At 63.9% G+C, this 10,988-nt stretch carries 11 protein-coding genes; 8 read left to right on the top strand and 3 right to left on the bottom strand.

What is annotated here, in order from left to right; all coding sequences use genetic code 11:
• Together EN893_RS06145 and EN893_RS06150 are read left to right on the top strand one after the other, a co-directional pair.
• A partial coding sequence (locus tag EN893_RS06145) for an alpha-E domain-containing protein (protein WP_206640089.1) occupies positions 1 to 509 on the top strand: 509 nt, incomplete at its 5' end.
• A gap of 67 nt (positions 510 to 576) precedes the next feature.
• Positions 577 to 1,461, top strand: coding sequence for a transglutaminase family protein (locus EN893_RS06150; protein ID WP_127270501.1), 885 nt, complete (start codon positions 577 to 579; stop codon positions 1,459 to 1,461).
• A gap of 58 nt (positions 1,462 to 1,519) precedes the next feature.
• Here EN893_RS06150 and EN893_RS39035 read toward each other — a convergent pair whose 3' ends face one another.
• Positions 1,520 to 1,696: a hypothetical protein gene (locus EN893_RS39035; protein WP_245463595.1), complete on the bottom strand. Its 177-nt coding sequence runs from the start codon at positions 1,694 to 1,696 to the stop codon at positions 1,520 to 1,522.
• Between EN893_RS39035 and EN893_RS06155 the strand changes: the two genes are divergently transcribed.
• The 5 genes from EN893_RS06155 (at position 1,665) to EN893_RS06175 (ending at position 7,257) form a co-directional block, all read left to right on the top strand.
• Positions 1,665 to 2,543, top strand: coding sequence for a glycosyltransferase family A protein (locus EN893_RS06155; protein ID WP_245490807.1), 879 nt, complete (start codon positions 1,665 to 1,667; stop codon positions 2,541 to 2,543). The genes EN893_RS39035 and EN893_RS06155 overlap by 32 nt on opposite strands.
• A gap of 99 nt (positions 2,544 to 2,642) precedes the next feature.
• Complete coding sequence (locus EN893_RS06160; RefSeq protein ID WP_127271541.1) at positions 2,643 to 3,749, top strand: DNA topoisomerase IB; 1,107 nt, start codon at positions 2,643 to 2,645, stop codon at positions 3,747 to 3,749.
• A 108-nt stretch (positions 3,750 to 3,857) separates the two neighbouring features.
• Positions 3,858 to 4,232: a YciI family protein gene (locus EN893_RS06165; RefSeq protein WP_127270092.1), complete on the top strand. Its 375-nt coding sequence runs from the start codon at positions 3,858 to 3,860 to the stop codon at positions 4,230 to 4,232.
• Positions 4,229 to 5,503: an RNA polymerase sigma factor gene (locus EN893_RS06170; protein WP_127270094.1), complete on the top strand. Its 1,275-nt coding sequence runs from the start codon at positions 4,229 to 4,231 to the stop codon at positions 5,501 to 5,503. Before EN893_RS06165 ends, EN893_RS06170 begins: the two co-directional genes overlap by 4 nt.
• A gap of 218 nt (positions 5,504 to 5,721) precedes the next feature.
• Positions 5,722 to 7,257, top strand: coding sequence for an aldehyde dehydrogenase family protein (locus EN893_RS06175; RefSeq protein ID WP_206517157.1), 1,536 nt, complete (start codon positions 5,722 to 5,724; stop codon positions 7,255 to 7,257).
• Positions 7,258 to 7,303: 46 nt separating this feature from the next.
• On the opposite strand, the gene EN893_RS06180 is transcribed toward EN893_RS06175, so the two are convergent.
• Together EN893_RS06180 and EN893_RS06185 are read right to left on the bottom strand one after the other, a co-directional pair.
• The gene (locus EN893_RS06180) at positions 7,304 to 8,170 is read right to left on the bottom strand and encodes a hypothetical protein (RefSeq protein WP_127271538.1); all 867 of its coding nucleotides are present in this window, start codon (positions 8,168 to 8,170) and stop codon (positions 7,304 to 7,306) included.
• Between the two features lie 154 nt (positions 8,171 to 8,324).
• Complete coding sequence (locus EN893_RS06185; RefSeq protein ID WP_164748799.1) at positions 8,325 to 9,188, bottom strand: hypothetical protein; 864 nt, start codon at positions 9,186 to 9,188, stop codon at positions 8,325 to 8,327.
• A 455-nt stretch (positions 9,189 to 9,643) separates the two neighbouring features.
• On the opposite strand from EN893_RS06185, the gene EN893_RS06190 reads away from it, so the two are divergent.
• Positions 9,644 to 10,988, top strand: a 1,345-nt coding sequence (locus EN893_RS06190) for a ShlB/FhaC/HecB family hemolysin secretion/activation protein (RefSeq protein ID WP_164900732.1), incomplete at its 3' end; no start/stop codon positions are given.

Genomic DNA, 10,988 nt, shown 5'->3' on the forward strand with positions numbered 1-10,988 from the left:
GGGCGATGACGGTCATCCTGCGCAAGCTCGCCGGCTTTTCCGGCCTGCTGCACGAGAACATGTACCGCTTCGCCGGTTGGCGCTTCCTCGAGATCGGCCGCCGGCTGGAGCGCGGTATCCAGATCTCCCGCACGCTGTCGCGGCTGACCAGCGCCAAGGCGCCGGACGGCGCGCTGGACATGATGCTGGAAATCGGCGACAGCGTGATGACCCATCGCCGCCAATATCCGGTGCAGGCCGGTCGGCGCACGGTGATCGACCTGCTGGCGCTCGATCCGCTCAATCCGCGCTCCATCCTGTTCCAGCTCGAAAGGCTGAAGGCCGAAATCGGCCTGTTGCCGTCGCTCGGCGGGGAGGGACAAATGTCGCCGGCGGCGAAGGAAATCCTGCAGCTCAACACCCAGATCGCCATCAAGGAGCCTTCGGATATGACGGCAAAGGCGCTGGACGACCTCGCCTATGAAATCGGCGGCCTCTACAACAGCCTCGCCAAAGCCTATTTCGGCTAAGCAGGTTCCGCAAAAGTGTCGCACGGGTTTTGCGACAAGAACCTGCGCAAAGGCAGAAAAATAGAACATGCTCTACGACATCAGGCTTCATCTGCATTACGATTACGCTGCGGCGGCCGGCGGCGGTCGTCATCAGGTGCGCGTACTGCCGTCGACGATATCAGGCGTGCAGCGTGTCATCGCCGCATCCCTGTCCTTTGCGCCGGCACCCAACGAACGTTCCGACTTTTCCGATTTCTTCGGCAACAACGTCACCTCGATCGCCTTTCGCGACGCGCATGACGCGCTCGACATCAGGATGAGCGCCCGCGTGTCGGTGTCTCGGCCCGAGCCCGGGCTCGACGTGTCGCCCGATATCGCCCGGCTGAGGCAAGAACTCGCCGCGATGCGGTCTCTGGCACCTGATGCACCGCACCACTTCCTGACGGCCAGCACCCATGCCGGCATCGACGATGCGATCACCGCTTACGCACGCGACAGCATCGCCGGCTCCGCCGCCGGCACGGCCGTGAGCCTGTGCAATCGCATCCATCGCGATTTCACCTATGACGGCGAAGCGACAACGGTGCGGACCCGGGCCAGTGATGCCTTCAAGTTGAAGCGCGGCGTTTGCCAGGACTTTTCACACATCATGATCGCCGGCCTGCGCGGGCTCGGTATTCCGGCCGGCTATGTCAGCGGCTTCTTGCGCACCATCCCGCCGAAGGGCAAGCCCCGGCTGGAAGGCGCCGATGCCATGCATGCCTGGGTCAAGGTCTGGTGCGGGCGCGATGCGGGCTGGCAGGAATTCGATCCGACCAACGGCATGCGGGCCAGCAACGACCATATCACCGTCGGCCACGGCCGCGACTATTCGGACGTGGCGCCGATCGTCGGCGTGCTCAAGACCACGGGGGGACAGGTTGGCGAGCAAGCTGTCGACGTCATTCCGGTCGTGCTCGAAAGAGCCTGAAGCAGGTCGTACACGCAGCGGTATTTGCGCCGCAATTCGGGATGGACAAGACTGCTTCTCAAATACCGATGCGGCCGCTAGTCTGTATTCGTTTCGGGGTGACGGTAGTTGTATCCTCAAGCGCATGGCGCGAGGTTTTGTAATTGAGAGCAATCAGCGTCGTCATTCCTGCCTGTAACGCGGCGGCGACCATTGCTGCAACGCTGGCATCGCTACGCAGCGAGGCCGAGATCATCGGCGAGATATTGCTGGTCGACGATGCGTCGACCGATGGCACGGCAACCATCGCGCGGGAGGCCGCGGCACAACTCTCGTTGCCGCTGCGCGTGCTGTCGGCCAAATGCCGCGATGCAGGCGGTGCCCGCAATGTGGCGCTGGCCGAAGCGGTCTATTCCTGGGTCTACCTGATCGATGCCGACGACCTGCATCTGCGGGGCGGGTTGCGCGCACTGCTCCGCAAGGCTCAGGAGCGGCCGGAGGCCGACATGATCGTGGGTGCCTACCGGCGACGGGTGAACGGCCAGGACCGGCAGATCAAGATGCCGAACGGCTATCAGGCTGCGTGCCTGGCAAATGCCTCGGCCTATGTGAAAGGCGATATACGTTCGGTCGCCGTGGGCAGCGTTCTGGCATCGCGGACCCTGATCGGCGAGACGCGGTTCCCCATCGGAATGGCCTATGACGAGGACACGCTGTTCTGGGCACGGCTGATGAGCAAGGCATCGCTCGCCATGGTCTCGCAACCTGTCATGGTCTATGAGGTTTCGCCGGTACGTTCCGATGACCGCTTTGCCCTCAACCCGGTGCGGCGCTTTCTGGACTGGCGCCGGGAACTGCGCACACTCACCGACTGCAACATCCCGTTGTCGGCGCTCAAGGCCAGGGAAGGGCTTGTCGCCCTCAAGATCGCCCGGGTCCACTATGCGCGCGGCGACCTGGGCACCGCGGCGCGCTTCCTGGCGGTAGCCGCGGCCGCGCCGAAGCGGCGCTCAGAAGCTTGGCGCTGCCTGCGCTACAGGTTCAAGCTCGCGGCGCGGCGGCGTTTGTCCGCGCCGCCGATCAAGCTGCAAGGCGCTCTGTAGGCGCCAGCCACCGCGATATCGGCGCGAGGCGCTTTTCGGACGGCGGGTGGAACCAGCGGTCGGCCAGTGGCTTATCTACGGAATTCGCGTGGAGCCGACATGTTGCAAAAATCCGGATTGTCGCCCAGCCGACCGGCTGGCGAGGACGCTGTATCGCCAGATGGTGCGCCCAAAAACGGGGCACAAAGCTCGGCCGACCATGCGTCGCTTAGCTATGTCAGCGATGCCGAGCCCGGTATCCGACGGCTAAAGACGGGCAAGGGGTTTTCCTACCAGGGGCCGGACGGAGGGACAGTTTCGGACACTACCAGGGCCCGCATCGAGGCGATCGTCATTCCGCCGGCCTGGACGGATGTGTGGATTTCGCCGGACGCGGACGGCCATATCCAGGCAACCGGCAGGGACCAGCGCGGACGCAAGCAATATCGCTATCATCCGCAATGGGCCGAAGAGCGCGATGGTGCCAAATATTCGAGCCTGGTTGCTTTCGCCGAGAGCCTGCCGGACCTGCGGCACAGGATCGACAGCGATCTGCGCCGTCGTGGCCTGCCGTTCGAGCGTGTCGTCGCCGCGGTCGTCTGGCTGCTCGATAACACGATGATCCGGGTCGGCAATGCCGCCTACGCCCGCGACAACAAGAGTTTCGGGCTGACCACGTTGCGCGACCGGCATGTGGATATTGTCGGTTCAAGCCTGCGCTTTGCCTTCAAGGGCAAGTCGGGCAAGGAGTGGAAGCTGAAGCTGGTCGACCGCCGCATCGCCAGGATTGTGCGCGGCGCACAGGACCTGCCAGGCCAGAAGCTGTTCCAGTATCTCGATGAGGACGGCAACAGGCGGCCGGTCCGCTCCGAGGACGTCAACCGCTATATCCGTGAGGCGGTCGGTGACGCCTTCAGTTCGAAGCATTTCCGCACCTGGGGCGGCACCATTCACGCCGCGTCGCTGTTTGCCCAAACGGAACTGCCGCAAAGCCAGGCACAGCGAAACAGGGCGATGAACAGCGTCATCGACAAGGTTGCCGAGCGGCTGGGCAATACGCGCGCCGTCTGCCGCAAATGCTATATCCATCCGCGGGTCTTCGAAGCGTGGTCCGAGGGGCGGTTGCTGAATGAAATGGCACAAGCCAACAAACGCAAACGCTCCATCGATGGTCTCGATGACGAGGAAGCTCTCGTGCTGCGATGGCTGAAACTGGGAGAAAGCTGACCGGCGCGGCTGGCCGTGGCCAAATCCGTCTACATCTGGATTTTTTTATCGACGTCGTGTCGGGATCGGTCTTACTGTTTCGTCCTTTGACAGAGAAAAGGACCCGCCATGCTCTACGCAATCCTCTGCTATGCCTCCGAAGATGTCGTCTGCTCCTGGAGCAAGGCACAGGACGACGAGGTCATGGCCAATCTCCTCGACGTTCAGGACAAGTACGCCAAGGCTGGTCGGCTCGGCCCGGTGGCACGGCTTCTGCCGACGACCGCCGCGACGACCCTGAGAAAGGTCAAGGGCGAATCGGTCGTCATCGACGGGCCGTTCGCCGAGACCAAGGAACAGTTCCTCGGCTTCTACACGCTCGAATGCGCCGATCTCGACGAGGCGGTGGAGTTCGCCCGCGAGCTTTCCGAAGTCAACCCGAGCGGCGGCTCCTATGAGATCCGGCCGGTCTCGATCTTCAATCCCGCCAAGGTTTCCGCATGACCGAAATGGCCTGGATCAGCTCCGCGATCAGCGCCGCCCGCCCGCAGGCGATGGGTGCGCTGCTGCGTTATTTCCGCGATCTCGATACGGCGGAGGAAGCTTTCCAGGACGCGTGCCTCAGGGCGCTGAAGAACTGGCCGCAGAACGGGCCGCCGCGCGACCCGGCGGCGTGGCTGATCTTCGTCGGCCGCAACAGCGGCATCGATGCGGTGCGCAAGCGCGCCAAGCAGGCGCCGATGCCGGAGGAAGACCAGGTTTCGGATCTGGAGGACGCCGAGAGCGATATCGCCGAGCGGCTGGACGGGGCGCACTACCGCGACGACATATTGCGGCTGCTGTTCATCTGCTGCCATCCTGATCTGCCGGCAACGCAGCAGATCGCGGTGGCGCTGCGCATCGTCTCCGGTCTTACGGTCAAGCAGATCGCGCGCGCCTTCCTGGTTGGCGAAAGCGCCATGGAGCAGCGCATCACTCGCGCCAAGGCGCGCATTGCGGACGCCGGCGTGCCGTTCGAGACGCCGGGCGCGGTCGAGCGGTCGGAACGCCTCGCCGCCGTCGCCGCCATGGTCTACTTGGTCTTCAACGAGGGCTATTCGACCAACAGCGGCGAGGCGCCGGCCCGCGCACCGCTGTGCGAGGAGGCGATCCGGCTGGCACGGCTCCTGCTGCGGTTGTTCCAGACCGAGCCGGAGATCATGGGGCTGACGGCGCTGTTGCTTCTGCAGCATGCGCGCGCACCGGCCCGTTTCGACGAGAGCGGCGAGATCGTGCTGCTCGAAGACCAGGATCGCAGCCTGTGGAGCCGCAAGATGATCGATGAGGGGCTGGCGCTGGTCGACAAGGCGCTACGCCATCGCAAGCCCGGCCCCTACCAGGTGCAAGCGGCGATTGCCGCACTGCACGCGCGGGCCGAAAAGGCGGAGGATACCGACTGGAACGAGATCGACCTGCTCTATCGCTTGCTGGAGCAGATGCAGCCGTCGCCGGTGGTCACGCTCAACCGGGCTGTCGCGGTCTCGAAGGTGCGTGGACCGGCAGAGGCGCTGGCCATGATCGAGCCGCTGGAAGAACGGCTTTCCGGCTATTTCCATTTTTTCGGCCTCAAGGGGGGCCTCTTGATGCAACTCGACCGGGGGGACGAGGCGCGCGTCGCCTTCGACCGCGCCATAGCGCTTGCTAACACGGCGGCGGAAGCGGCACATATCCGCATGCATATCGACCGGCTGATCAGGGACGGTGCGGTACGCCCACCGGCCAAGAAGGCAAACTGAGCGCCATCTGCCCCATCTGGCTCAATCGTGCAGTTTGGGCTTAGACCATGCCGGGGTGGTGATTTTCCCTTGAAACGAGTAATGCCACGCGATGATCGTGCCTGAGGTGCCTTTGTGCACGCGGGCAGCATGACGCCAGGCTTTGACCGGCATGCCTTTTGTGCATGTCGTTGTCCCAAAACCGCGGGGCACTTTTGGGCGACATGCATTATGAGCGACTGGATCTGAAAGGGACAAGAATGACGATAGGCAAGGAAACGACCGAACTGCTGGCGAAACTGGGTGTGGCCAAGGAGACGCTTGTCGGCGGCGACCTGATCGTGCGCAGCCCGGTGACGGGCGAGCAGATCGCGGCGCTGAGGACGATCTCGCCGGCCGAAGCGGCTAAGATCATTGATGCCGCGCACAAGGCCTTCCAAGCCTGGCGCATGGTGCCAGGCCCGCGGCGTGGCGAACTGGTGCGGCTGCTGGGCGAGGAGCTGCGTACGCACAAGGCCGAGCTTGGCCGGCTGGTCTCGATCGAGGTCGGCAAGATCCCGTCCGAGGGCCTCGGCGAAGTGCAGGAGATGATCGACATCTGCGATTTCGCCGTAGGCCTCTCCCGGCAATTGTACGGCCTGACCATCGCCACCGAGCGCCCGGGCCATCGGATGATGGAAACCTGGCATCCGCTCGGCGTCGTCGGCGTCATTTCCGCCTTCAACTTCCCGGTGGCTGTGTGGTCGTGGAATGCCGCCCTGGCACTGGTCTGCGGCGACGCAGTGGTGTGGAAGCCGTCGGAAAAGACGCCGCTGACCGCACTTGCCTGCGAGGCTATCTTCAAGCGTGCGGTCGAGCGCTTCGGCGCGGACGCACCTGATGGCCTGGCGCCGGTGCTGATCGGCGACCGCGCCGTCGGCGAGATCCTGGTCGATCACCCCAAAGTGCCGCTGGTTTCGGCAACCGGCTCGACCCGCATGGGCCGCGACGTCGGCCCGCGGCTGGCCAAGCGCTTTGCGCGCGCGGTGCTGGAACTCGGCGGCAACAATGCCGGCATCGTCTGCCCGACCGCCGATCTCGACATGGCGCTGCGTGCGATTGCGTTTGGAGCGATGGGCACGGCCGGCCAGCGCTGCACGACGCTGCGGCGCCTGTTCGTGCATGACAGCGTCTACGACGCCTTGGTTCCGCGCCTCAAGAAGGCCTACGAGAGTGTGTCTGTCGGCAATCCGCTGGAGACGTCCTCGCTGGTCGGGCCGCTGATCGACAAGGCGGCCTTCGACGCCATGCAGAAGGCGCTGAAGGAAGCCGCTGCCCATGGCGGCAAGGTGACCGGCGGCACGCGGGTCGAGAACGGCCATCCGGATGCGTACTACGTGCACCCGGCGCTGGTCGAAATGCCAAGCCAGGTGTCACCGGTGACGGAAGAGACCTTCGCGCCGATCCTCTACGTGATGAAATATTCGGACTTCGACGCGGTGCTCGACGAGCACAATGCCGTGGGGGCAGGCCTGTCCTCGTCGATCTTCACCCGAGACCTGCAGGAATCCGAGCGTTTCCTGGGTGTCGACGGATCGGATTGCGGCATTGCCAATGTCAACATCGGTACCTCGGGCGCCGAGATCGGCGGTGCCTTTGGCGGCGAAAAGGAAACCGGGGGCGGCCGCGAGAGCGGCTCCGACGCATGGAAGGCCTATATGCGGCGCGCCACCAACACGGTGAACTATTCCAAGGCGCTGCCGCTCGCCCAGGGCGTGTCATTCGATATCGACTGAAAGGCTCGCCGGCTTGGGCATCCCCGCACCGGGGATGCCGCACCGGTCAGCTGCCTGCCGGCGAGTCGAAGGCCTTGACGAACGCGGCATCGATGATAGCCAGCTTGACGGCCTGGGCGGTCATGTATTCCCGGTAGAAATCGCCCGACACCCACATCACCGAATTGCCGCGCTGGCCAAGCCAGCCAACGCTGCCGAGGTCTTCAGCATCCCGCAGTTTGCGTGCCAGGTGGGTTCGCGACAGCTTGAGCCATTTGGCGAAATCGCCGATCGAGACGACGCCGGTCGGTATTTCAGCGAGGCCGGCATGGTCGGGATCGACGCCCGATATCAGCCAGTCCATGACGACGCCGCCATTGTTGAGCCAGGTGAACAGCGAAAAGGTCTGCCTGGGCTCGCGCACGGGGCTGGAGGAGATCAGGCCGTCGGCCACCAGCGGCTGCACCCTGGCGAGAGCATCGGGCCGCTCCAGAAACGTCGCCAGACGGTTCGCACCGTTGAGACTGTCCAGCGTGTGCAGGTGCGCCATCATCCAGCCGGCAACCGTCTCCAGCGTGTTCACCGTTGGCTGAATGGGGCGGATGCGGCCGTCCTGTGTTGCCGGCAGGTGCTCGATGAAATTGTAATGCAGCATCTCCTTGAGGAAGGCGTCGGCGGTGTTGCGGCTGGCGACGGAATTCTCCCGGATGACGTCGATGAAACGCGCCGCCGTCAACTGCTTGCGGTAATCATCGGGCTCCCGTCTGAAATGCAGGGCAAGGCCGATATGCGCCATCAACCAGCGCTGCTGGGTGGCAAATATCGAGGCGAGCCTCGGGTTCATCCCATAGGCCTGGATCATCGCCTGCGCCTGGGCACGGACACAGCGATGCAATGCCGGGTGACCGGCAATATGGTCAAAGGTCTGCGTCATTCCCCCCATGCTCCGATCCAGCCTTACGGCCACGAAGACGCAGATCACATTCTCAGCCTTCACGGCCCGTGTCCAGACGCGCCCTGTCTATAACAGGTTATGATCGCCAGGAGACAATGTTCTCGGTCCGGGCAGATGTCGATCGCGCCGACCCTCAGCGGTCTTCCGGGACTGGAAAACAGGCGGCGAATGCCGCATCGACAATGGCCAGCTTGGCGGCCTGGACGGTCATGTACTCCTGGTAGAAGGTGTTCGACACCCACATCACCGAATGGCCGCGCTGGCCGAGCCAGCCGATGCTGCCGAGTTCCTCGGCAGCGCGCAGCTTGCGGGCGAGGTGGGTCCGCGACAGCTTGAGCCATCTGGCGAAATCTCCGATCGAAACCACGCTGGTCGGAATCCGGTCCAGGCCGGCATGATCGGGGTCGATGCCCGACATCAGCCAGTCCATGACAATGCCGCCATTGTTGAGCCAGATGAACAGCGAAAAGGTCTGGTTGGGCTCACGCACCGGCTTGGAGGCAAGCAGGCCGTCCGCGACCAGAGGCTGCAGCCTGGCAACCATGTCGGGCCGCTCAAGGAACCTGGCCAGCCGGTCGGCACCATCGAGATGATCCAGCGTCTGCAGATGAGCAAGGACCCAGCCGGTGAAAGTCTGCACGGTTGCCGCCGTTGGCTGCAAGGGGTGCGTGCGCCCGTCGCCACCCGAAACATACTCGGCGACATGATAGTGCAGCATCTCCTTGATGAAAGCGTCCGCCGTGTTGCGGCTGGCCACCGCGTGCTGGTGTACGAACTCGATGAAACGCGATACCGTCAGCTCCTTGCGGCGGTCGTGCGGATCGCGCCTGAAATGCATGGCAAGGCCGACATGACCCATCAGCCAACGCTGCTGCGTGGCGAAAATGGAAGCCAGTCGCGGGCTCGTTTCATAGATGTCGATCAGCGCCAACGACTGTGCCTGGACACAGCGATGCAGGGCCGGATGGCCGGCAATGTCTTCCAGATTCAGCGCCATCCTCCTCATGTTCCGAGTTAACTCCAACAGCGGAGTCGCGTCCACATTTTCCAGCCTTCGACAGCTGTGTCCAGAGGCACCGAATGCGAAGAGCAAGCCCAACCCGAACATGGGGCAGGCCACGACCGGTTCATGGTGGGGTCCGCTAACCGGTTGCTACGCTTTGGAAAACCCCTCCCAATAATAGTCAGCCGGACGGCCGCCCGTTGAATTGACGTTCACCAGAGCGCGGCATAGTTTCCGCGACATCCGAGCGGCGGGGGCACGCCTTCCCGGAAATGAGTTCGAAAGCAGAAGCCAATTAACGAGCGATGAAATCTCGCGCGGTGGCGAAGCTTTGCCGAACTCTACCTCGAAGGACGAGTGATTGAGTGAAGTATACAAGCAAGATCGCGGTTGGCAGGGATAACGACTGTCACCCAGTTTTCGGTGAGCTGGCAGCCCGTGGGGGATGGTTGATCCTGCTTGTTGCCTCGGCGTGCCTGTGGCTTCAAGCCGGCGCATTCGCGCAGACAGCCAGCCAGATCACGCCGCCCAGCTTTCGGCCGCCGCCGGCAGCCAACACGGCAGGTGTTTCCATTCCCGAAGGTGTGGGCCTCGAAGCGCCGGCGGGTGCCGGGAAGCTCAAGGTCAAGCTCGGGGATGTCAGCGTCGAAGGCGGCTTGCCCGACATGGCTGACGCAACACGCAAGATCGTTGCCGGCCTTGCGCACCGCACGGTGACGGCGGCGGAAATCTTTGCCGCGGCGCGAAAACTCGAAACCGAATATGGATGGGCCGGCTATGCGCTGGTGCGGGTGGTGCTGCCGGCGCAGAAGCTCAACGACGGCGCAAGACTCCGGCTGGTCGTCGTCGATGGCTTTCTCGAACGGATCGACACCAGCAATCTGCCCGAGCGCATACGCGGGCGGGTCGAGGCAACGCTGGCGCCGCTCGTTGGACAGAAAAGCATCAAGCTGTCGGCGATCGAACGCAAGCTGCTGCTGGCTGGCGATACGCCCGGCGCCCGGCTGCGCTCGACCTTGCAGGCAGGCTCGGCCAAAGGCGCAAGCGTGCTGGTCATCGACGGCAAATATCGCCCGATCGGCGGCCAAATGACCGGGGACAACTCGCTATCGCCATCGTTGCAGCGCTGGTCTACGGGCATCGGCGTCGATTTCAACTCATTGCTCGGCCTCGGCGAACTCGTCTATGTCAGGGCCGGCGGCTACCCCGATGGCGGCGAGAGCGGCCTGTTCACGGATGGCCCACGCAATCGCAACTATGCCGCCGGCATCGTCGTGCCGATCGGCTATGACGGGCTGACGCTCAACCTGGAAGCCAGCCGCACGCAGGCCAATCCGACAGCCGAGCCCGGCACGCTCGGCTTCGGCAGCGCTTTCGAGCGTTATTCGGCGCGGCTTCGCTATCCCTGGATACGCAGCCGCGCGCTTACGATCAGCACCGAACTGTCATTCGACGTGCAAAACGACACGCTCGACGCGGTGACGCCGATTTCGCTGCCGATCGCCGAGGACCGATTGCGCATTGCCCGGCTCGGTCTCGATGGCACCTGGTTCACACCGCTTGGCGGCGTCTTCATCGGCAACGTCGTTGCCTCTTTTGGTATCGATGGGCTCGGCGCGCGCTCGGCCGCCGATGCGACGCCGCTGCTGCCGCTGTCGCGCCAGGGCGCCGACGCCGCTTTCCAGAAGCTGGAGATCTCGGCCAGCTACAGCCAGCCGCTTTCCGCCCATCTCGGCCTCGATCTCTACGCCCGCGCGCAGACCTCGTTTGGCAAGCCGCTGCTGCAGTCCGAAC

This window comes from Mesorhizobium sp. M7A.F.Ca.CA.004.04.2.1 (genome assembly GCF_004022825.1).
Lineage (GTDB): Bacteria > Pseudomonadota > Alphaproteobacteria > Rhizobiales > Rhizobiaceae > Mesorhizobium.

What these genes read in the sequence shown, in the direction of transcription:
- EN893_RS06150 (WP_127270501.1), top strand. Translation starts at nt 577, where the DNA reads ATGCTCTACGACATCAGGCTTCATCTGCATTACGATTACGCTGCGGCG.
- EN893_RS39035 (WP_245463595.1), bottom strand. Translation starts at nt 1,696, where the DNA reads ATGATCTCGGCCTCGCTGCGTAGCGATGCCAGCGTTGCAGCAATGGTC.
- EN893_RS06160 (WP_127271541.1), top strand. Translation starts at nt 2,643, where the DNA reads ATGTTGCAAAAATCCGGATTGTCGCCCAGCCGACCGGCTGGCGAGGAC.
- EN893_RS06165 (WP_127270092.1), top strand. Translation starts at nt 3,858, where the DNA reads ATGCTCTACGCAATCCTCTGCTATGCCTCCGAAGATGTCGTCTGCTCC.
- EN893_RS06170 (WP_127270094.1), top strand. Translation starts at nt 4,229, where the DNA reads ATGACCGAAATGGCCTGGATCAGCTCCGCGATCAGCGCCGCCCGCCCG.
- EN893_RS06180 (WP_127271538.1), bottom strand. Translation starts at nt 8,170, where the DNA reads ATGACGCAGACCTTTGACCATATTGCCGGTCACCCGGCATTGCATCGC.
- EN893_RS06185 (WP_164748799.1), bottom strand. Translation starts at nt 9,188, where the DNA reads ATGGCGCTGAATCTGGAAGACATTGCCGGCCATCCGGCCCTGCATCGC.